General features: G+C 43.2%; 21 protein-coding genes. 16 read left to right on the forward strand and 5 right to left on the reverse strand.

All coding sequences use genetic code 11. The features are described 5' to 3' along the window. The first annotated feature begins 74 nt into the window (after positions 1–74). A complete protein-coding gene (locus tag C8D85_RS14825) occupies positions 75–953 on the forward strand; it encodes a GNAT family N-acetyltransferase (RefSeq protein ID WP_133564147.1) in 879 nt (292 codons plus the stop codon). Here the strand turns inward: C8D85_RS14825 and C8D85_RS14830 are convergent. Continuing rightward, entirely contained in the window at positions 950–1,627 is a 678-nt protein-coding gene (locus C8D85_RS14830; protein WP_133564150.1) for a hypothetical protein, read from the reverse strand. The two genes, C8D85_RS14825 and C8D85_RS14830, sit on opposite strands and share 4 nt — an antisense overlap. A 187-nt stretch (positions 1,628–1,814) precedes the next feature. Here C8D85_RS14830 and parC point away from each other — a divergent pair, with 187 nt between their 5' ends. The 3 genes from parC (at position 1,815) to bfr (C8D85_RS14845) (ending at position 5,122) form a co-directional block, all read left to right on the forward strand. After that, positions 1,815–4,082, forward strand: coding sequence for a DNA topoisomerase IV subunit A (gene parC / locus C8D85_RS14835; protein WP_133564152.1), 2,268 nt, complete (start codon positions 1,815–1,817; stop codon positions 4,080–4,082). Between the two features lie 78 nt (positions 4,083–4,160). Beyond that, positions 4,161–4,628 carry a bacterioferritin gene (gene bfr / locus C8D85_RS14840; protein WP_133564154.1) on the forward strand — a complete coding sequence of 156 codons (468 nt, stop codon included), beginning with the start codon at positions 4,161–4,163 and terminating at the stop codon, positions 4,626–4,628. Between the two features lie 11 nt (positions 4,629–4,639). Next, positions 4,640–5,122, forward strand: coding sequence for a bacterioferritin (gene bfr / locus C8D85_RS14845; protein WP_133564156.1), 483 nt, complete (start codon positions 4,640–4,642; stop codon positions 5,120–5,122). Between the two features lie 13 nt (positions 5,123–5,135). Here bfr (C8D85_RS14845) and C8D85_RS14850 read toward each other — a convergent pair whose 3' ends face one another. From C8D85_RS14850 to C8D85_RS14860, 3 genes are all read right to left on the reverse strand, one after another. Then, complete coding sequence (locus C8D85_RS14850) at positions 5,136–5,333, reverse strand: (2Fe-2S)-binding protein (RefSeq protein WP_133564158.1); 198 nt, start codon at positions 5,331–5,333, stop codon at positions 5,136–5,138. Between the two features lie 144 nt (positions 5,334–5,477). After that, a complete protein-coding gene (locus C8D85_RS14855) occupies positions 5,478–6,122 on the reverse strand; it encodes a DsbA family oxidoreductase (protein ID WP_133564160.1) in 645 nt (214 codons plus the stop codon). 10 nt (positions 6,123–6,132) lie between these two features. Beyond that, on the reverse strand, positions 6,133–6,810 hold the full coding sequence (locus C8D85_RS14860; protein WP_211342208.1) for a DNA-3-methyladenine glycosylase I: 678 nt from the start codon (positions 6,808–6,810) through the stop codon (positions 6,133–6,135). 134 nt (positions 6,811–6,944) lie between these two features. Here C8D85_RS14860 and C8D85_RS14865 point away from each other — a divergent pair, with 134 nt between their 5' ends. The 5 genes from C8D85_RS14865 to C8D85_RS14885 are packed head-to-tail and all read left to right on the forward strand — an operon-like array spanning position 6,945 to position 11,265. Continuing rightward, positions 6,945–7,670 (forward strand): pyridoxine 5'-phosphate synthase, encoded by a 726-nt coding sequence (locus C8D85_RS14865; protein WP_133564164.1) that lies wholly within the window; start codon positions 6,945–6,947, stop codon positions 7,668–7,670. Continuing rightward, complete coding sequence (locus C8D85_RS14870) at positions 7,670–8,314, forward strand: tRNA-uridine aminocarboxypropyltransferase (protein ID WP_133564166.1); 645 nt, start codon at positions 7,670–7,672, stop codon at positions 8,312–8,314. Before C8D85_RS14865 ends, C8D85_RS14870 begins: the two co-directional genes overlap by 1 nt. Continuing rightward, positions 8,307–8,603: a DUF1244 domain-containing protein gene (locus tag C8D85_RS14875; protein ID WP_133564168.1), complete on the forward strand. Its 297-nt coding sequence runs from the start codon at positions 8,307–8,309 to the stop codon at positions 8,601–8,603. The genes C8D85_RS14870 and C8D85_RS14875 overlap by 8 nt, the downstream gene beginning before the upstream one ends. Before the next feature lie 6 nt (positions 8,604–8,609). Beyond that, the gene (locus C8D85_RS14880; RefSeq protein ID WP_244937031.1) at positions 8,610–9,302 is read left to right on the forward strand and encodes a transglutaminase-like cysteine peptidase; all 693 of its coding nucleotides are present in this window, start codon (positions 8,610–8,612) and stop codon (positions 9,300–9,302) included. 10 nt (positions 9,303–9,312) lie between these two features. Further along, positions 9,313–11,265, forward strand: coding sequence for a bifunctional diguanylate cyclase/phosphodiesterase (locus tag C8D85_RS14885; protein WP_133564170.1), 1,953 nt, complete (start codon positions 9,313–9,315; stop codon positions 11,263–11,265). 17 nt (positions 11,266–11,282) lie between these two features. On the opposite strand, the gene C8D85_RS14890 is transcribed toward C8D85_RS14885, so the two are convergent. Further along, positions 11,283–11,633 (reverse strand): hypothetical protein, encoded by a 351-nt coding sequence (locus C8D85_RS14890; protein WP_133564172.1) that lies wholly within the window; start codon positions 11,631–11,633, stop codon positions 11,283–11,285. A gap of 137 nt (positions 11,634–11,770) precedes the next feature. On the opposite strand from C8D85_RS14890, the gene C8D85_RS18250 reads away from it, so the two are divergent. The 7 genes from C8D85_RS18250 to C8D85_RS14925 all read left to right on the forward strand — a co-directional run bounded on the left by C8D85_RS18250 (position 11,771) and on the right by C8D85_RS14925 (position 22,186). Beyond that, positions 11,771–15,277, forward strand: coding sequence for a type I secretion system permease/ATPase (locus tag C8D85_RS18250; RefSeq protein WP_133564174.1), 3,507 nt, complete (start codon positions 11,771–11,773; stop codon positions 15,275–15,277). Between the two features lie 2 nt (positions 15,278–15,279). Beyond that, positions 15,280–16,614, forward strand: a complete 1,335-nt coding sequence (locus C8D85_RS14900) for an HlyD family type I secretion periplasmic adaptor subunit (RefSeq protein ID WP_133564176.1) — start codon at positions 15,280–15,282, stop codon at positions 16,612–16,614. 98 nt (positions 16,615–16,712) lie between these two features. Beyond that, positions 16,713–17,381 carry a response regulator transcription factor gene (locus tag C8D85_RS14905; RefSeq protein WP_133564178.1) on the forward strand — a complete coding sequence of 223 codons (669 nt, stop codon included), beginning with the start codon at positions 16,713–16,715 and terminating at the stop codon, positions 17,379–17,381. A 338-nt stretch (positions 17,382–17,719) separates the two neighbouring features. After that, positions 17,720–19,081: a CmpA/NrtA family ABC transporter substrate-binding protein gene (locus C8D85_RS14910; RefSeq protein WP_211342214.1), complete on the forward strand. Its 1,362-nt coding sequence runs from the start codon at positions 17,720–17,722 to the stop codon at positions 19,079–19,081. A 61-nt stretch (positions 19,082–19,142) separates the two neighbouring features. Beyond that, on the forward strand, positions 19,143–20,117 hold the full coding sequence (locus C8D85_RS14915) for an ABC transporter permease (RefSeq protein WP_133564183.1): 975 nt from the start codon (positions 19,143–19,145) through the stop codon (positions 20,115–20,117). A gap of 10 nt (positions 20,118–20,127) precedes the next feature. Beyond that, on the forward strand, positions 20,128–20,970 hold the full coding sequence (locus C8D85_RS14920; RefSeq protein WP_133564185.1) for an ABC transporter ATP-binding protein: 843 nt from the start codon (positions 20,128–20,130) through the stop codon (positions 20,968–20,970). Position 20,971: 1 nt separating this feature from the next. After that, positions 20,972–22,186 carry an NAD(P)/FAD-dependent oxidoreductase gene (locus C8D85_RS14925; RefSeq protein ID WP_133564187.1) on the forward strand — a complete coding sequence of 405 codons (1,215 nt, stop codon included), beginning with the start codon at positions 20,972–20,974 and terminating at the stop codon, positions 22,184–22,186. Positions 22,187–22,230 lie beyond the last annotated feature (44 nt).

Raw genomic sequence — 22,230 nt, forward strand, 5'->3', positions numbered from 1 at the left:
CTTAACTGGTTATATTATAGACAAAGGATTCAGGGCTTGGTTCCAATATTGTGAATATTTTATGAGTATTGTTTATGGAAGGTGACTACGCCACGCCTTATTATGCAGTCAGTATTGAAACATCTGAGCTGCGTGATGATGTAATGTACCGCGTAATGACTGAGAAAGTCATGGATTTGGCAGCTGAGCAGGTGGGGTATCTATACGCTGACTGGGTGGTAGATGAATCGGCAAAGCTTGTTTTCTACTGGCGCAAGAGGGAGCAAGCTGAAGCGTGGATGAATCACTCGATGATGTTGCGTGTGCTATCCATTGGAGGGCAGTTTTGGTTCGATCGTTACAGCTTGAAGTTGCTAGAAGTGCAGAAGGAAAAAGTGGTGCTAAGTCATAAAAGTTGGCAAGACAATGCCAGATTTCCTGTGATTAAAACACCAAGAGGGGTGCTAAAGTTATTGAGCCTAGAAGAAGCGCCATTGTTAAAAGCCTACGTTAATGAGCAACGCGAGCATCTTGCACAGTGGGAGCCGCTTCGAGGTGAGGATTACTACAGTGACGAGACTTGTTATCTTCGTGTAAAGGAAATGCGCCGTGATTTCATTGAGGATAGAGGTTGTGTCTTATGTTTACTGAGTCCTGAGCGGGATCGCATGTTGGCGTACAGCAACTATTCCCAATTCGTGAGAGGTATATCTCAATCCTGTTTTTTGGGCTACAGTCTTGCTGCAGACCTTCAGGGCCAAGGCTATATGCATGAGTGTTTGTCTGCTGGTATTGAATACATTTCGAAAGAGTTAAATATCGATCGGATTCAAGCATGCTACATGCCAAGAAATCACAAGAGTGCAGCCGTGCTAGCGCGCTTGAAGTTCGAGAAAGAGGGAGTCGCACGAAACTACCTAAAGATTAACGGGCAATGGGAAGATCATACTCTGACAGCCTTGACGTTACGTTAAGCTTTACTATGGTCATGTACTTTTATAACTCTACTTTTGCTTGGGTAGGGCGTTGTAATACTGAGATATGTGATCGGTTTGGAGGAACGGTTAAATAGGCTCCTTGAAGTGCCTTTTGTAACAACTATTCCTGACTTTGGGATGACTTGGGCATTTTTTTGATCAAAAGTGATGCTCAGAGCGCTGTCGTAATTAAGTGGTAAGATGAACTGCTCAGATGATTTGAAATAGTAATCCGCTTCTTTGTGTTGGGCGGGTAGCATGATCCACTCAATCTTCCCAAACTCTTTGTTTTCAACAGTCCAGTAGGTTATACCGCTGTTTAGCTTATGCTTGTGTTCGGTGCCACTGGCAAAGCGTTCACACTTCTTTTTCTCCCGCTTTGTTTGCCCTACAAACACCACGATAAACAATCTTACAATGTCTGAAACCGCAACGCATTTTAATGCCTGCTCATGGCTTAGCCATGCCGCTTGATTGGCTTTTAATGAGGTTTCTTCACCTTCCGATTCTAGGAATATTTGTCCGTCGGTGACAGTGACTAGGCTGTCATAGGGGAAAGTAACATTATGATTAGCATGCTCATTCATGGATAGCTGTATTTCATACACTCGCAAACTTTCAGAGTGATGTACTATGTGTTGCCAGCTTTCTTGTCCAAGAGTTGCCTTCATATCATTTGATCCGCGTCTTAGTATCACTAATTAGTTTACAACGTATACAAAAAAACGACTAATACAGATTTAGTGTAGGGTTTCGGTTGCAGGTGAAATGGTGCCTGATTATAGTAGGTAGCAATATTTAAGTTATAGATATGCTTAGGCTTTTTCTAGGCAACCTCATACTGTAAGGACCCTGCTTTTGAGTGAAATGACTAACTTCGAAGCCAATGAAACGCTTTCTTTAAAAGATTATACCGAAAAGGCTTATCTGAATTATTCAATGTACGTCATTTTGGATCGAGCTTTACCGCACATTGGTGACGGACTTAAGCCTGTTCAGCGACGCATCGTGTATGCCATGAGTGAATTGGGGCTGAAAGCCACGGCTAAATACAAAAAGTCAGCAAGGACCGTGGGTGATGTTTTAGGTAAATTCCACCCCCACGGCGACAGTGCTTGTTATGAAGCAATGGTACTGATGGCGCAGCCGTTTTCATATCGCTACCCATTAGTGGACGGTCAAGGTAACTGGGGCGCACCAGATGACCCTAAGTCCTTTGCTGCGATGCGTTACACAGAGTCACGCTTGTCCAAGTATGCCGATGTGCTATTAAAAGAAGTGAATCAAGGTACCGTAGATTGGGTGCCAAACTTTGATGGTACGTTGGATGAGCCTGCTGTTCTTCCAGCTCGATTGCCTAACCTTTTGCTAAACGGCACGACCGGTATTGCAGTCGGTATGGCGACAGATATTCCTCCACATAACCTGCGTGAAGTGGGCGAAGCTTGTATTCATATGCTTAAACACCCCAAAGCAGATCTGGATGAGCTTTTAGAGTATGTGCAAGGCCCAGACTTCCCAACGGGTGGTGAAATCATCACTCCTCGAGATGATCTGCGTAGGTTGTATGAGACTGGTAAGGGACAAGTTAAGGCGCGTGCTCGTTACAGTGTCGAAGAGGGTGAGATCGTTGTGTACGAATTGCCCCATCAAGTTTCTGGTAGCAAGATCCTAGAGCAAGTAGCAGCGCAAATGCAGGCGAAAAAGCTTCCTATGGTGGTGGACCTTCGCGATGAATCTGACCATGAGAACCCGACTCGCTTGGTGATTGTGCCGAAGTCCAATCGAGTGGATATTGAAGGGGTAATGACGCATCTGTTCGCGACCACAGATTTAGAGAAATCTTATCGTGTAAACATGAATGTGATTGGCCTTGATGGCCTGCCTCAAGTGAAAAGCCTGCCGGTATTTATTAGTGAATGGCTAAGATTTCGAATCGGTGTGGTTCGTAAACGCTTAGAGTTCCGCCTTGATAAGGTTTTAAAAAGGCTGCACATCTTAGAGGGTTTGCTGGTTGCCTTCCTAAACATCGATGAAGTCATCGAGATTATTCGAAATGAAGACAAGCCTAAACCGGTTCTAATGGCTCGTTTTGATCTGACGGACACTCAAGCGGAAGCCATTTTAGAGCTGAAGTTACGTCACCTGGCAAAGCTTGAAGAAATGCGTATTCGAGGAGAGCAAGACGAGCTGGAAAAAGAACGTCAGCTTTTAGAAGGTTATCTTGCGTCTGATGCGAAGCTCAAAAAGCTAATCATCAAGGAGATCGAAGAGGCAATTAATGACTTCGGTGATGAGCGTCGTACTCCAATTGTTGAGCGTAAAGAAGCGCAAGCTTTCAGTGAAGAAGACTTGCTGTCAAATGACCCTATCACGGTAGTGTTATCGAAGCAGGGATGGATTCGAGCAGCTAAAGGTCATGAGATAGATGAGCGCGGACTTAGCTACAAATCTGGTGATGAGTTCCTGTTGTCGACCAAAGGGCGCTCTAATCAGACACTGGTCTTGTTGGCTTCAAATGGTCGTACCTATTCAATAAAGGCGCATACGCTTCCTTCCGCAAGGGGGCAAGGAGAACCCATTACCGGGCGCATCAGTTTAGATAAAGACACACATATCGTAGCCGCTGTATTGGATACTGATGAGTCTTATTACCTAGTTGCTTCGGATGCAGGATACGGTTTTGTCGCCAAGCTTGGTGATTTGCATGCGAAAAATAAAGCGGGTAAGGCAACGCTGACATTGCCGACTAATGCGAAAGTCTTGGCGCCAGTGAAAGTGGCAGACCCTGAGCGATCACGAGCAGTTGTGGTATCAAATGAAGGGCGTATGCTTGCATTCAATGTCGCATCATTGCCGCAAATGGCGAAAGGAAAAGGGAATAAACTGATTAGCATTTCATCGGCACGAGCTAAGGATAGAGAAGAATGGGTCTGTTCTCTAGCAACCTTGTTGCCTGAAGATTTGCTGTGCGCACACAGTGGTAAGCGTTTCATGACGTTTGCAGAGAAAGAATTGCTTGATTATGTTGGTGAGCGTGGTCGCCGTGGTTTAAAACTGCCACGAGGTTTCCAACGTATAGATCAGCTAGAAGTTAAGGCAGGGGAAGGGAAGCCTTCTAGTTAGGTTTCTTAGTTAAATTTAGTATTGAAACAAATTGGTGCTATTTTTAAATAGCCACTAAGAATTAAGGGGTATATCCACATGAAAGGCAGTCAAAAAGTTATCGATAGCATGAATGCGCTATTGGAGAATGAGCTGGCAGCGATCGATCAGTACTTCATCCATTCACGTATGTATGATGATTGGGGTTTAAGCAAGCTATATGAGCGCTTGAACCATGAAATGGATGAAGAAAAAGACCACTGTGATTGGCTAATTAAGCGTATTTTGTTCCTAGAAGGTACACCTTGTTTGACTAAGCGCCGTGACTTACTTGTCGGTAGCGATGTTCGCTCCATCATGCAAAATGACCTTACGCTTGAGTTAGAAGTTGTTGCTGCGGTGCGTGATGTAATCGCCATTTGTGAGCAAGAAGGTGATTATCAGACTCGTGAGATGCTTGAGAAATTACTATTCGATACCGAAGAAGACCATGTTTACTGGTTAGAAAAGCAGTTGCGCTTGATGGATACCATCGGTGAGCAAAATTACATCCAGTCGCAAATGTAATAGGAGTTCCTATGAAAGGTGATAAGCAAGTCATTGCCAGCTTGAATAAGGTGTTAGCCAACGAGCTTGTTGGTATTAACCAGTATTTTTTACATGCGCGCATGTTTAAAGATCAAGGCTTTGAGCTCCTAGACAAAGCAGATTACAAAACTTCAATCCAAAAAATGAAAAATGCAGATCGCTTGATTGAGCGTATTTTGTTTTTGGAAGGGCTGCCTAATTTGCAAGATCTAGGAAGACTTCGCATTGGTGAAGATAGCGAGGAAATGATTGCCTCTAATTTGTCTTTCGAATTGGCCACATTGCCTGATCTTCAGACGGGTGTAAAACTTTGCGAAGAGAAGAAAGATTTCATCAGTCGTGAAGTGCTTGAGCACATCCAAGATGAGCAGGAAGAGCAGATTGATTGGCTGGAAACTCAGCAGCATTTGATCAAGACCGCAGGGCTAGAGAATTACTTGCAGTCTCAGATGGGCGAATCTTCCCCAGATTAAGCCTTGCTTTTTCTTAAGCAACTTTGACGAGGAGTTCGTCTGCCAGTTTCAAGAGCTCCTCGTTAAGGATTCCTTTTACGTCCTTACAGCACTTTCCACATTGGTTGCCTACACAATGCTCAGCATAAAGCTCGCGCATGGTCGTGGCGCCTTCGGCAATAGACTTTTTGATTGCTTTATCAGAAACAGCGTTGCAAAGACAAACGTACATAAAATGAAAATCACTCTCAGTTCGATTTATTTTCGATTTTATGTGTAGTGATAATAGTTATCAATAAAATTAAATTTATTTAAACTTGAGGTCTGATAGATTTTCTGTACAAGGGAAATGCAATGCACATAAAGAGAAGGACGCTTATGCGTCCTTCTCTTTTGTAATGTCAGTTAAGATTTCAGCAAAAGTCTCGGGCGGGTGAGCCCCTTGCACTAAGAACTGCTCATTGATGATGTAGGTAGGGACAGATTGGATGTTCAGTTTTACTAACTTTTCCATTTTCTCATCCACTAAGTATTCTGCCTCTCTCGACAACGCATCTTCTATGTCTTCAGGTTGGAAGCCTACTTCTTTTGCAATACGTTCCAGAATACTTTGATCCCCTATGTTCTCACCTTTGGTAAAGTAGGCATAAAAGAGAGCAACCATCATAGGTGTGGCTAAGTTGATTCGACTGGCCTGGGCAATAAATTGATGGGCTAGTTTTGTATTTGGGATGATGTCTTTTTCTGAAAAGTTAAACTCTAAACCAGCTTCATAGCCCACGTTTTGTAAGGCATGAGAGACTTCATTTAACTTTTCTTGGCTACCAAACTTTTTCCCTAGGAACTGAGCTCTAGGTTCTCCTAGTTTGGCTATGTCTGGGTGTAGCTCAAAAGGGAGCCAATGGATATCAAATCGGAAGTCGTCACCTAGATGCTCCATTGCAGCTTTTAAGCGAGTGTAACCAAGGTAACACCATGGACAAACTGGGTCGGCTACAATATCAATAGTTAAGTCGGCCATTTCTTCTCCGTTAGTTGACGCTGTAAGCAATGCACTGACTGATTTGGCAATAGGGTAAGTTGGACTCCTCATGCCAATGATTAAATGCGGATTGCGCTGCTTTTAGTGCAGCCTGAGTATCGCGCCCTGTTGTCAGTATTTGTTGATTACGCAAGTAACCTTCAACGTCTTTTGTTAGTAAAAAAGTATCTTTACCCATGATTCTTAGGGTGTAGGCACCGGTGTTGCCTCCGAGGCGAGCGCCATGCTTTTTAAGGTATTGCCACAACTCAACAATATTATTGCTAGGGTATGTTGCTACAAACTGTGCAAAGCTATCATGTTTAGCCTGAACTTCAGACATCATGATTGCGTTCTCACGGATCGTCATGACTTTACCAAAGTGCCGGATAATACTTGGGTCTTTGGCTTTTTCTTCCCACATTTCATCGTGGATTAGCAGCATTTTTTCCACATCAAATTGGAAGAATGCGTTTTCAAAATTAGGCCACTTATTACGGACTACTTGCCAGTTCATACCCGATTGAAAAATCTTTTGAGTGAAGGCAGCTAGCCAGCGGTCATCTGATATGTTTAGAAGCTGCTGCTCTGACTTGGGGCTAATGAGTTGATTTCTCAATGTTGTCTCACTACCAAAGCGTGAGACAGCCCTGCTGTAAATGTCTGAAAAAGATTCGTATGAAGACAATGTGAACTCCTTCGCAAAAGTGGTGATGATTGTAGCATAAACGTAACTATGACGTTGATCCGCCGTATTTATTTCTTAAAGTCCGGCATGGCTATCGCGTATACTTGGTATGACGTGAAATGATAGGAAAGACCATGACTCATCTAAGTGTAAACCTAAATAAAATTGGCCTACTGCGAAACTCACGCGGCCGTGATTACCCTAATATGTTAACGATGGCCCAGCGTACGTTAGAGCTTGGCGCATTTGGTATTACTATTCACCCACGCCCAGACCAACGACATGCGACTTACCGTGATGCGTACGAATTAAAAGAATTGCTAAAGCAATATCCAGGTCGAGAGCTGAATATTGAAGGTTTTCCTGATGCTAAATTCCTTGAAGTTGTATTAGAGGTTATGCCTGATCAGTGCACACTGGTACCTGATGACCCAAATCAATTGACCTCAGATCATGGTTGGAATGTTGCGAGAGACCAAGATGCCCTGCGCCCTGTAATAGCCAAACTTAAGGAAAAAGGTATCCGAGTTGTGCTGTTTATGGATCCTGAGCCAGAAAACATGGCGATGGCTAAAATGGTTGGTGCCGATCGAGTAGAGCTTTACACTGAATCTTATGCACAAGCATACCAAACCGAGAGAAAAGAAGCCGTTAATCAGCAATACCAAGAAGCCGCGCAAGCAGCATTGGACGCAGGGCTTGGCGTTAATGCTGGTCATGATTTAGATCTAGAGAATGTTGGTCTACTTTGCTCCGAACAACGCATTACTGAAGTCTCTATTGGTCATGCGCTGACAATTGAAGCACTAGAATACGGTTGGGATAATGTGGTTAAACGCTATTTGGAACAATTAGGTTAATGAATAGTGGTCGTGACGGTGTCGCTACCTCTAAGAAGAGAGTGGTATGCCCGCGCTGCCACTATCCTGAAAAGCAATGCATTTGTCATTTGGTTGTGTCCATCAGTGGCGATACGACCGTATGGATTATTCAAGATAAATTGGAAGCAAAACATGCAAAGAACAGCGCTAGACTGTTTAAGCTCTGCTACGCTAATACTAATGTAGTTGCTTTTTCTGATTCGTCAGCCATGCAATGCTTTTATGAACAAGTTGATGTGGATGCTGCGGTTCTGCTCTACCCAAGTGATACTGCGACTGCAATTGAAGTCTTAGATGAAGATAAAGCAAAGCAAATTAGGCATGTTATTTTGTTAGATGGTACGTGGCCTAAAGCAAAGAAAATGTTCTTAACAGATAATCGATTGAAAAGATTCAAGACAGTGAATTTTGCGGCTCCGCCAATGTCTCATTATGAGATACGTAAATCACCTAACGCTAAAGCATTGTCTACCTTAGAGGCTGCGGCGTACTGTTTGGAAGCACTAGGAAGTTTACAAATGTCTAACGTTCGTAACTTTTTTAGTGAGGTAATCGAACTACAATGGCAATTACAGCCAGATTCACATAAACACCGAACAAGTAAAGAGATAAAAAGTGGATAAACAAACTGAACTTGAAGTACAAGCTGCTGCCTTTCGCCGCCTTCTAGAGCATTTAGATGAGCGGAAAGATGTTCAAAACATTGATTTAATGAACTTGGCTGGATTCTGCCGCAATTGCTTAAGCAAATGGTATGTGTCTGCGGCTGAAGAGCGAGGTGTGACTGTGACGTATGAAGAGGCGAGGGAGGTAGTATACAAAGAGCCGTACTCTTCTTGGAAAGAAAAATACCAGAAAGATGCGACTCCTGAGCAGCTTTCCGCCTTTAAAGCGAGCCAGCAAGGCGAGTAGCGCTCTATGACTCGGCACCTAGGTCGTTTCTATTTAGTGTTTGCCCGACGTATACAACTTGTAATGATTGTATGCTCATTAATGGTTGGAGGGTCGGCATCTTACCTGATTGCTGATGTGTCACAAAAATACATTAACCTGGCGAAGCGAATAGGTGCCCAGTACGGTAACCGAGCTGAACTTAGAATCATGGCTTGGAGGCGAACTGTTGAAGAGTCAAGAGGGTTATCTGTTAGTCAGCAGTTACAGAATGTAAACAACTTCTTTAATATGTTGCGGTTTGTAAATGATCAGGAGCATTGGGGGAAAAACGACTACTGGGCAACTCCAATTGAGTTCTTGGCAACAGGTGGTGGTGACTGTGAAGATTTTACCATAGCTAAATATTTTGCCCTCCGGGAGTTAGGTGTTCCTGATGACAAATTGAGGTTGGTATATGTTAAAGCACTGCGTTTAAATCAACACCACATGGTATTAGCGTACTATCACACCCCAACTTCTGTTCCTGTCATTTTAGATAACCTCGATAAGACTATTAAACCAGCGATACAACGCAACGATCTGCTACCAATTTATTCTTTTAATGCAGAAAACTTATGGTTAGCAAAAGAGAAAGGACGTGGTCAGTTAGTAGGAGGCTCCTCTAGACTGAGCTTATGGACGGATTTAAACAACCGGTTAACGGATTTAGAAGGCTAGGAGATCAATTGTGACACTCTTTAGACAGTTATTATTAACCATCGTTTTATTGTTGTCTCTGATGCTTATGGTGGTAATGGCCATAAATTTCCAGACGACGAAAAACTACTTAATTGATCAATTGCGCTCTACGACTCAAGACTCAGCTACCACCTTGAGCATGCAGATATCCGATTTTATGGCGCTTGAAGATTATACGTCGGTAGAAAGTACTGTTAACGCAGTATTTGATAGTGGATATTTTTCTCAGGTAAGAGTGCACGCCTACGCAAACGATGAAAATATTATCCGTAGTAATACAACAGTTATTTCTGGTGTGCCACAAGGGTTCATTGACTTCATCGACTTTGAGGTGCCAACGGCCAGCGCTGTGATATCAAACGGCTGGAATGAGCTAGGGCAGGTGTATGTTACGGGGAGTGCGGGATATGGATATTATCAGCTTTGGCTAGCCACTCGAGATTTACTTATTTCCTTTTTCGCCATAGGTACCGTGTCCGTATTGCTTGGCGGCTTAATGTTACGCTGGTTGTTTAAACCTCTTGCTGAGGTTGAAAAACAAGCGGAAGCAATACAGCAACGTCGTTTTATACAAATGAAAACCTTGCCAAAAACGCGAGAGTTGAAGTCAGTGGTTGAGTCTATGAACCGTATGGCTGCCAAATTAGAGCGTGAATTCGCCGCAGAGGCTCAGACTGCTCAGTGGCTTCAAGCGAAAGCCTTTAAAGACCCTGTTAGTGGTCTAGGGAATCGTAATTTCTTTGAAAGTCAGGCTTCTGCTCATTTCGCAGACACAGATCGTACTTATGATGGCTTAATGCTAATAAGTCTTATCGATCTTGCGAAGATTAATAATGAGATGGGGTATGAAGCGGCAGATAATTTCATTAAAAGCTCTGCTGAAATTTTAGACAGGCATTTAAGCAATTTCCCTAACGCTACCTTGGCTCGTTTAAATGGTGCAGATTTTGTTGCCTTGGTTCCGAACATTGAAACGGATCGATTGAAAGCGCTTGTTGATGCAGTGATGTCTGATTTGCATGACTTGGTGGGGGCGCGTATTAGCTATTCAGATGCAGTAGCCAACATAGGTGCAGTCGTGATCGATGCGTCCGTAGATCGATCTAATGCTATGGCTCAAGCAGATGCGGCATTGCGATCAGCGAAGCAAGCTGGACCAAACAAATTTAGTGTATTCGATTCTGAAACTGGCCAGCAAATGGCTATTGGTAGAATGGCTTGGAAGGAGATGTTAGAGCATGCCATTGCCCACAAAAGTTTCGCTTTACGACGTCAGGCAGTGGCTTCTTCTCATGATCGTAACAAATTGTTACAACAAGAAATATATGCCAGCTTAGAATTTGAAAATAAGCAATATCATGCAGGGTATTTCATTGGTTTGGCAGAGCAGTTTGACCTTGGTGAACAAGTAGACCAGGTCATCATTCAGCGTGTTATTGAAGCAATCCAAGGGACAAGTATTACCGGGCCATTTGTGGTGAACTTATCAGCCTCAGCGTATGCGAAAATGTCTTTTGTAAGTTGGCTGGATAAAACGCTACAAGATCTACCTGACATGGTGAAAAGTAATTTGGCTTTTGAAGTTTCTGAGCAAAGTGTATTAGGGACTGAGGACCATGCATTTTTGTTAGCTCAGACGTTGAAAACTCATCGGGTTAAATTCGGTATCGACAATGTTGGTAAGCAGTTTTCTGCATTCCAATACTTACAGAATTTGATGCCTGACTATGTGAAGGTAGATCCGTCTTATACGAAACTTGCCGTTGGCAAAGAGTCTGAATCATTCTTTATGCATACGCTATGTAAGATGTTTAATAGTTTGAATATTGATGTGATTGCAACGGGTGTGGAAACAGACCAACAGGTAGAAATATTAACGAAATTTGATATCAGCGGAGTTCAAGGTTACGGCATTGGTCGACCAGTACCCTTTGATGAATGAAAAAGCGTAGATGATGCTTAGATTAAAGCATCATCATCACGGATCTCACCAATAAGAGTTTCGTTGTTACCAGAATGAATGCCACGAACGAATTTTCGGCTTAGTAGCTTCTTCTGTGCCGCCATGGGAAGCTCTGTGAATTGGATAAGGCGCTTTTCCGTCAGGAGATCAATCAAGTCTTCGAGGACACGCATCATATCTTGGTCTGAAGAAGTGAGTAGTTCTTGTGAGGATTCTTGGTCTAGTTTGGCAGCCAATATGTCCGCAACAAACGGGTCATGTGGTGATACTAATTGGTTATATTCATCGTCCTGGTAAGGCGCGACATCTATCACATGACCTGATGCGTTGATTTTTGCGTATAACATAGATAGTTCCTTTAGTTTTACTTACATTGGCCGATTATAGTTAATAATAGTATTGTATGTTTCATTATTTAACTTAGCTTGTTGTATTCAGCTTCTCCTTTACTGAAGCAGTTAGGTTAAGAAGAGAGTGTTTTTATATGTCTTTATTTTGGAAAAGAAAGCAGTCTGACGAAACGGGCAAAGAGGCACAACAGGAGGTTGCGCCTAAAAATCGACATGAGCGAACAAAGGAGAATGCTCAATCTTGGTTAAACCTTGATATTAATGTCGATGGAGAGGATGAAAAACAACAATCGCCTCAGCTTTTTCGTGACGGGACAATAGGCTCCCTTGATCCAAGTGAAGCTTCTCAACACCAGCTTGATAAGTTAGATCCAGATTATTTTTCCTTAGAGGCTGGTTCAAAACTTACGACTAAAGCAAAAGATGCAAAATCGATTGATAGAAATTCGGAAGAGCATTCGCAGTCAATACAGCCTAATAAAGCACATGATTCTTCGCTTTATGACTTGGATCGTCAACTTTTTAAGAATGCTGCAGATGACACTGTTGATGAGCAGTCTTCGGCTAAAGTGTCTCACGGTGATGAAAAACAAAAGAACTCAGATTCGCTCAATACCAACAGTCGTGTATTGGCCTTTAAATCAGTCAAACCAACTCGCAAAATTGTTCAGGCAAATATTAAGCCTTCTCAAAAAGCCGTAGCTAAGCATGCTGACGTATCTAAATCGCAGCAAAATGCTGCGCAACAAGTGAAAGAGGCTACACCTCAACAGAGTGCCCCTCGAATTGTAACTAAGCCTAGCCAAAAACTTTCTTTAAACACTCAGAGTTCATCCGCGGGAAATGCCAGTACTACACCTAGTTTGAATAAGGTAGCAAAGGCTGCTGATGAGGGTTCTGAGAATACTTCAAATGATAAACGTTCTGTTGATGCAGTGAGTGCGGCACAAAATACCAGCTTGAAGCGAGACCGTTCTGATCCTGTTACATCTCAAACTCCTAACACTAAAAACAAAGACCCTGAGCCCAAGCGTATAAAAGTTACACCAAAGGTGTCGTTGAATGCATCTAAACAAACAACGAGGGAATCTGAATTAGTTAGTAAACAAGAGACTCCTGTTGCTAGCTCAAACAAGACTGTTGCTAGCTCAAACAAGACTGTAGTGACTAAAACACTAGACGAACAGAATGCTGACTCTATTAACTCTCAACAAGTCGTCTCAAAAAGTGACGACTTACATGAGGCGAGCTCGAGTGTACGTAATAAGGAAAATGTTTTAGCCAGCGAAAATAGTACCAGTGAAAAAATTGATGCTGGAATTTCCAATGAAGAAAGTTTAAATGGCTCTGCAGGTGATGAGAATGTTCACAGTGCTAGCGATGAGAATTCGCAAACACGTGAAGAAAAAGAGGGCGGTCAGGAAGGGAGCCAGAGCCAAGAAGCTTCACTAAAAGACGATGAAATTGGCGCTGAAACAGTTAAAGGCTCTAGCAAATGGCATAAGCATCTTGAAAAGCTCGAAACGGTTGATCCCTTGGTTGATTGCTTAGTGAGTTTATCTAAGCATTTTGATAACCCATACACTGCAGATGGTATTCGAGCTGGTTTACCTATTTCTGATCAAGGAATGACGCCAGAACTCTTTATGCGAGCCGCAAAGCGTATTGGTTTCGTCACTCGTTTTGTGAAACGGCCATTACAGAAAATTGCAGACGTACTTTTGCCAGTTGTACTGCTATTAGAGAATAACCAAGCCTGTGTATTGATAGAAATCGATTCTGAGCATGAGCAAGCAAAAGTATTTCTACCTGAGTCTGGTGAGGGTGAAGTTTATTTACCGATTTCTCAGTTATTAGATATGTACACGGGCTACTGCTTCTTTGTTCGTCCTCAATTTCGCTTTGATAAGCGCTCAATGTCTTCAGCAGAGCAGCAACTCAATGGTAAGCATTGGTTTTGGGGGACGTTAACCTCTTCATGGCGTATCTACCGTGACGTCATTATCGCATCGTTACTGATTAATTTGTTTGCCATAGCAAGCCCATTGTTCGTGATGAATGTGTATGACCGCGTTGTACCCAATAACGCCTTTGATACATTATGGGTGCTTGCGATCGGTGCGACGGTCGTATATGGCTTTGACTTCTTACTCAGGTCACTTAGGTCTTACTTTATTGACGTGGCCGGTAAAAAATCTGACATACTTATGTCTGCAACAATTTTTGCCAAAGTGAATAACATTACAATGGCTTCAAGGCCGAGGTCAGTCGGTGCATTTGCGAAAAACTTGCAAGACTTTGAAAGCATTCGTGACTTTATAACCTCTGCCTCGGTCACAACACTGGTAGACATACCTTTTATGTTTTTGATTGTAGGTATGATCTATTTGATTGGCGGCCCTGTTGGTTATATACCTATCGTAACAATCATTTTGGTGCTGATTTACTCGTTAATCATACAGCGTCCTCTTAAGCGCTCAATTGAAGAGGGCCAGAAAACGTCAATGCAGAAAAATGCCGTTTTGATTGAGAGCTTGGCTAACGCAGAAAGTGTCAAACTGAACAATGCTCAGGGTACTCTGCAGCAGCAGTGGGAACAGGCAGTTGGTAATATTTCAGATTGGGGTCTAAAGACTCGTCAATTAGCACAGTCTAGCTCTTCATTCGCCATGGTTGCCCAACAAATGACGACCGTTGGGATGGTGGTCGTTGGGGTCTATATGATCTCTGAACGAGAGATGAGTATGGGTGCTTTAGTTGCATGTGTGATGTTAACTGGACGAGCTCTAGGTCCAATGTCACAGTTCGCTTCATTAGCTGCAAGATATAACCATGCCAAGTCAGCATACAATGGCTTGAAAGATATCATGGCTTCACCAGTTGAGCAGCCTGATGAATTGAAGTTCGTACACCGACCACGATTTGATGGAAGCTTTGAGTTTGACGGTGTGAGTTTTGCCTATCCAGAGCAAGATCAGGATGCAATCAGCAATATTAATCTGCATATCAACGCTGGAGAGAAAGTAGCCATTATCGGCCGTATTGGCTCAGGAAAATCAACTCTTGGAAAGCTAATGATGGGGCTGTATGCACCTAAAACAGGGGCGTTACGTGCCGATGGTATCGATATGCGCCAAATCAATCCTGTTGATCTACGCCGCAATGTAGGGGCGGTGTCTCAAGACGTTTCTCTATTTTATGGCTCTATCAAAGATAATATTTGCTTTGGCGTTCCGTTTATTGAAGATGAGGCAATTATTCGAGCGGCTGATATTTCGGGCGTGTCTGAGTTCGCTAATAGAAGGCCGTCTGGACTTGATAGCATTGTTGGCGAACGTGGTCAAAACCTGTCAGGTGGTCAGCGTCAAAGTGTAGCGATCGCAAGAGCACTTCTGTTCGATCCAAATATACTTGTCCTAGATGAGCCAACTGCATCAATGGATAACACTACAGAAGCAAGGATGCGTAAGCGTTTGGTCGATGTTGTTAAAGACAAAACACTGATACTAATTACTCATAAATCTTCAATGCTCGATTTAGTTGATAGAGTTGTTGTGATGGATAACGGTAGGATTTTAGCGGATGGACCAAAAGCGCATGTTCTTGAAGCGCTTCGTCAAGGCAAGTTGAAGGTCAGTTAAGTATGTTTAACCGCAAGCAGAAAGTATCGCAGTCTGATTTAACCTTTTTAAGTGATCGCAACGCAGCCATTATGCTCAAAGCACCTAAGGGTAGCCGCATAATATTGTGGAGTATTTTTGTATTTGTCATGGCTGCGATTGTTTGGGCTCATTATACCTCTATTGATGAGGTGACTGTTGGTGAAGGTACTGTAGTACCGTCAAGCCAAGTACAAGTAATTCAAAACCTAGAAGGCGGTATCCTTAAAGCGATAAGTGTTAGAGCGGGGCAGGCTGTTGAAGAAGGTCAGTTGCTGATGACCATCGAAAATACAGAAGCCGTATCGTCTTTACGTGAGCAGCAGGTGGAAAGAATGAACTTGATGGCTCGGGCATCCCGTTTGGCAGCAGAGGCAAGCGGGAGAGAACCTGTGTTTTCGCAAGGTATGCGTCAAGACTATCCTGAAATAGTTAACCGAGAAGAGGACTTATATCAGAATAGGCAAGACTCATTACGTGCGAATCAAGCGGTATTTCAACAACAGATTGCTCAACGTGAACAAGAAATTGTTGAGCAAAGGGCACAATTAGAAAACTTTCAAAGTACCTATGAGCTTGCAAGCCAAGAGCTAAGTTTAACAAGGCCTGCATTTGAAAGTGGCGCAGTTTCTCGAGTGGAATTGTTGCAATTGGAGCGTCAGGTCAATCAGCTACAGGGTGATTTACAGGCTTCTAGATTGGCGATACCTCGTGCACAGTCTGCTCTAGAGGAAGCCCGTACTAAGCTAGCAGAGAGTTCTGCTAAATTTAGAGCCGATGCGCAAGAACAATTGACGGAGGTTAGAGGGCAGTTAGATCAACTTCGAGAATCCAGTGTATCACTTGAGGATAAAGTTGATCGAACATTGGTTCGATCACCTGTCAAAGGCATTGTAAAACAGGTTCAAATCAATACTGTAGGTGGTGTTATCAAGCCTGGGATGAGTTTAATGGAAATTGTTCCTGTAGACGACTCCTTGCTAATCGAAGCTAAAGTGCGGCCTGAGGATGTAGGTTTTATTAAGCCTGATTTACCTGCAATGGTGAAACTTACTGCCTATGATTTTTCCATATATGGTGGGTTAGAAGCTCAGGTTGAAAATATTTCTGCGGATACTATTCTTGATGAAGAAGGGAATAGTTATTACTTGGTGAAGGTTAGAACCAATAAAAATTACTTGGGTACGGAGTCTTCACCCTTGTCCATTATTCCCGGTATGCAGTCTTCCGTGGATATCATCACTGGTAAGAAAACAGTTTTAGACTATCTTCTGAAGCCTATCTTTAAAGCGCAGCAAAATGCGTTACGTGAACGCTAGATACATATATTTTTGACTGTTTTACAAAAGTTAACATTCAGCTGCAACATTCATAAATAAAATTAGTGTGTTGTAACGCTTGGATAAAGGGGCGGATCTTGAAAGTACTCTGCTGGAATACAAATGATTCAGTCTTAGAGCATTGGAATACAGTATGCCCTAAGGGATTTGAATTAGTACAAAGCAATAGCATAGAGACGTCATTTTCACTCATTAATCAAAACGAATTTGATTATTGTTTTGTTTATTTAGATGACAATGAGTTCTCCGTGAAAGTAGAGCAGGTGGTGGAGATACGTGAGCGTCACCCATCACTGAAAATTATTGCTTTCCCTCATCTTAGAAGCCAATCTGCCGCTATTCGTATGCTTTCTAAAGGGGTTAATGGTCAATGTTCCCCTTATATTGCGAAAGAGCAGTTAAAGCTTGTTTTGTCTGTGGTAGATTCGGGTGAAATTTGGGGAGGTAAGGATTTCATTCAGCAATTAATTAAGCAATCTAGTACATCGGTTGAGACATCTGATGATTCTATGCCGTTTGAAGGAGTTGATCTTCTGTCAGAGAGAGAAGTGTCCGTTGCTCGTTTTATTGCTAAAGGGTTAGCTAACAAGGAAGTCGCTAGAGAGCTTGATGTCACAGAAAGAACAGTTAAAGCCCATCTCACAGCAATATATAAGAAGCTTCATATAAAAGATCGTCTTTCATTGGCGCTACTTGTTAAGAAGGGGCAGCGGTCTCAAGAAGATAGCGTTGTTGTTAACGGTTAAATACAGTGCATTAAATAAGGTCAATCTTATATTGTAATGTGCTAAGAGTGTGCGTAAAGAAACCTTGTATACAATTTTACTTACTTAAAATATTGTAAATATTTGAATTATAAGGTTTTTGTTTTTTTGGCATGAACTCTGCTTTACTCAATACATGCTTAGAACAGTTTGTTCCTACAATGACGTAGGCAAATACATTGAAAGCAAAAGGTTTGGCAAAGGCGCCTGCAACCATTCATGGATGCAGGCGCCTTTTTTATTTTTTGGACTTTGAAATGGTATTGGAGTAACAGCGAATGAAAGCCGTATTTAGTACAAAACCAGCCCTATCTAAAGTTATGGGTGCGGTCAAAGTAGCGACAATTGGTGCAACAATTTCTGCATGCTTGGTGACTCAAGCTTATGCTGAGTTAGGCTACCCAGAAAAAGAGGAACTGAAATTTGGCTTCATTAAGCTAACTGACATGGCACCTCTTGCGATTGCTTATGAGAACGGCTATTTCGAAGATGAGGGCTTGTACGTTACCTTGGAAGCTCAGGCTAACTGGAAAGTGCTGCTAGACCGAGTTATTGACGGTCAGTTGGATGGTGCTCACATGCTGGCGGGGCAACCTTTGGGTGCAACCATCGGCTTTGGTACTCAAGCCCACATCATTACTGCCTTCAGTATGGACTTGAACGGTAATGGTATTACGGTTTCCAACGAAATTTGGGAGCAGATGAAGAAAAATATCCCTGTCGGAGCTGATGGGAAGGTTGAGCACCCAATTTCAGCATCTGCACTCAAACCAGTAGTTGAGTCATACAAAGCTCAAGGTAAGCCTTTCAATATGGGTATGGTATTCCCTGTATCCACCCATAACTACGAGTTACGTTACTGGCTTGCAGCGGGTGGTATTAAGCCTGGTTACTACGCGCCACATAAAGGTGACATCAGTGGTCAGCTTGATGCGGATGCCTTGCTGTCAGTGACACCACCACCACAAATGCCTGCTACCTTAGAAGCCGGCACGATTTACGGTTACTGTGTGGGTGAGCCATGGAACCAGCAAGCAGTGTTTAAGGGTATCGGTGTGCCAGTTATTACCGACTACGAGATCTGGAAGAATAACCCAGAGAAAGTATTCGGTGTCAGTAAAGGCTGGGCGGACGAAAACCCAAATACCCATATTCGCGTTGTGAAGGCTATGATCCGTGCAGCTAAGTGGCTAGATGAAAACAACAACGCCAACCGACCAGAAGCGGTGGAAATATTGTCTCGCTCTGAATATGTCGGTGCGGATTACGACGTTATCGCAAACTCCATGACTGGTACGTTTGAATACGAAAAAGGAGACATTCGTGATGTGCCAGATTTCAACGTTTTCTTCCGTCACAATGCTACTTACCCATACTACAGCGATGCCATTTGGTACTTAACTCAAATGCGTCGATGGGGTCAGATTTCAGAGCAAAAGTCTGATAACTGGTACATGGACATAGCTAAGAAAGTTTACCGTCCAGATATTTATGCTGAAGCGGCGAAATCTTTGATCGAAGATGGCGTGATGAATGCATCTGAATTCCCAGACTTCGCAACAGAAGATGGCTTCAAAGCACCACAGTCAGACTTCATTGATGGTGTTGTCTACGATGGTCGTAAGCCAAACGAATACATCGACAGTTTTGAAATCGGCTTAAAAGCGGATCAATCTCTGTAAAGAGTTGATCTAAGTTCAGGTGAATGCCTTCTTTAGGCATTCACCTTGCGGGAGAGAGAATATGAGCGCATTGGTTCATTCACTAAAAACATTTGGTTCACAGCAGTTGTCTGCTTTTCAATTTAAAAATTTACTGATGCCACTGCTAGGTATTGTAGTGTTTTTGTTTGTCTGGCAGGTGGGTGCAGAACGTATCAATACATCATTGGGTAAGTTTCCTGGTCCTGTTGCCGTTTATGAGCAATGGACTGGATTGCTAGCGGACCATCAGCGAGAGCGTTCTAAGGAGCAAAGTTTCTATGAGCGCCAAGAAAAGCGAAATGCAGATCGCGTTGCCAAAGATCCAAACTATGTTCCTAAAGTGCGTGAGTACACAGGTAAACCAACCTTCTTTGATCAAATTTTCACTAGCTTGTATACCGTTTTGGCGGGTTTTGGCTTGGCAACATTGATTGCGATACCGTTGGGCATTGTAATTGGCTTAAATAGTATGATTTACAGTGCACTAAACCCTATTATTCAGATCTTTAAGCCAGTGTCTCCGCTTGCTTGGCTGCCCCTTGTCACCATGGTGGTTAGTGCGACGTATGTGTCTGCTGATCCTATGTTCTCTAAGTCTTTCTTAACTTCGATGTTTACCGTCACGATGTGTTGTATGTGGCCGACATTGATTAATACCGCTGTTGGTGTGGCTGCGATCGAAAAAGATTTGTTAAATGTTTCTAAAGTGCTGCGTTTGAGCTGGCTGACACATGTCATCAAGATTGTTATTCCTTCTTCGATGCCAATGATGTTCACCGGTTTACGTTTGTCGCTAGGTATTGCGTGGATGGTACTAATCGCCGCTGAAATGTTGGCGCAAAACCCAGGTTTAGGGAAGTTTGTCTGGGACGAGTTTCAGAACGGTAGCTCGAACTCACTGGGGCGAATTATGGTGGCAGTTATCATGATTGGTTTCATTGGTTTCTTGCTTGATCGAGCGATGTTATTCACACAACGCCATTTCTCATGGGATAAAACGCAGGTTCTTCGTTAAGGGGTATAGCATGACACATTTAGATATTAGTAAAGTTTCCATTGAATTCCCTACACCGAAGGGCTCTTTTAAAGCGTTAGATGGCGTGAACCTTAAGATTGATAAGGGCGAGTTTGTCTCGTTAATCGGTCACTCGGGTTGTGGTAAGTCCACAGTGTTAAACATTGTCGCAGGCCTTTATGATGCAACCGAAGGTGGTGTGCTGCTTGACGGTAAAGAGGTGAGAGGGCCAGGGCCTGAGCGTGCTGTGGTCTTTCAGAACCACTCATTGTTACCTTGGTTAACATCTTATGAAAACGTTGAACTTGCCGTGAAGCAGGTCTTCAAAGGCAAGAAAAGTAAGAAAGAGATGCATGATTGGATCATGCACAATCTTGAGTTGGTTCATATGACGCATGCTGCGGATAAGCGTCCATCAGAGATTTCTGGTGGTATGAAACAGCGTGTCGGTATTGCGCGTGCCTTGGCAATGGAGCCGAGTGTGTTGTTGATGGATGAGCCATTCGGTGCTTTGGATGCCTTGACGCGAGCACACCTTCAGGATTCCTTGATGGAGATTCAGCGTGATTTGAACAACACCGTTATCATGATCACCCATGATGTGGATGAAGCGGTTCTTTTATCAGATCGTATCGTGATGATGACGAATGGCCCAGCTGCGACGGTTGGTGAAATCCTCCATGTCGATTTAGAACGCCCACGTGATCGTCTTGCGTTAGCGGATGACCCTAAATATGTAGACTACCGTGCTCAAGTTTTGACTTTCTTGTATGAAAAGCAGCGCAAAGTTGAGCCAATCAGCAAACCTAAAAAAGACGCTAAGAGTGAAGATAAACTGGTAGCGAATAGTTAGCATGGCGAGTTTGCAAAAGCGTGTTGTTATCATTGGTGCTGGCATGGCAGGCTCTAAGCTTGCCTATGAGTTGTCGACCTTAGAGCATACTCCGTTCAGAGTGACGCTAATTGGTGAAGAGGCTCAAATTGGTTATAACCGTATTATGCTGTCGTCCGTACTTGCCAAAGAAGTTTCTAGTGAAGAGATCGCTCTGGTAGATGTTGGTGCAATGTCTCAATATGGTGCGGAAATCTTGTCCAGTGATCCGGTAGAAGAAGCCGATTATGAGTGCAAGAAAGTCCGTTTGCGAAGTGGCAGAGAAATCGCCTTTGATTATCTTGTTTATGCAACAGGTGCACGCTCATTTTTACCTAATTGGGCGCAAGTTGATGCAAAAAATGTTGTCGGTTTTCGAGACTGGAAAGATGTAAATGCCTTGTTATCTCTGGCTTCTGGCTCGAATGTGGCGGTAGTTGGAGGTGGTCTGTTAGGTCTCGAAGCAGCGGTGGGGTTAGCTAAGAATGGTCATACGCCAACGGTTATCCAGCGCTCAGATTACATCTTAAATCGTCAGTTGGATGCGCGCTCGGCACACTTATTGCAAGACAATTTACAAGGTAAAGGTGTGAAGTTTCTAACGGGGGCTAACCCTGAATGCTTAGAAGTCGATCACGCTTCCTCGCTTGTGACTGCTATTAAAACAGATAAAGGCCTTATCAACGTGGATATGGTTGTTGTAGCGACGGGTATCTCTCCTGAGATCCAAGTAGCTAAGCAGAGTGGGCTGGAAGTGGACCGTGCTATTTTAGTTGGTGCGGATATGCAGACTTCTGAGCCGGGTGTTTACGCACTTGGGGAATGTTGTCAGTTCGAAACACACACATTTGGCTTGGTGGCGCCAATATGGGATCAGTTAAATGTTCTCGTTAAGACGTTACAGGGCCAATCGGCTGAATTCAGTGTACGGCCGATTTCAACCAAACTAAAAGTGTCTGGTGTAGATCTATTTTCTGTTGGAGAAATACAGAGCGTGCCAGATCAAGAGATCGTATTGTTCGACTCTGGTTTAAATCATTATCGCAAACTAATCGTCAAAGGTGACTGTTTAGTTGGCGCAATTCTTTATGGCAACGTCGCCGATGGTAGCTGGTATTCCCAGCTTATTCAGAACGAAACCAATATTTCTGAAATGTTGGAGTTTCTGGCCTTTGGCGAAGCGTACTGCCAGTCTTAAAACGCTTTTGAAACTCTAACGTCAGATGTTGCCGGCCAATGAGG

The sequence above is a fragment of the Marinomonas communis genome, assembly GCF_004363305.1.
Lineage (GTDB): Bacteria > Pseudomonadota > Gammaproteobacteria > Pseudomonadales > Marinomonadaceae > Marinomonas > Marinomonas communis.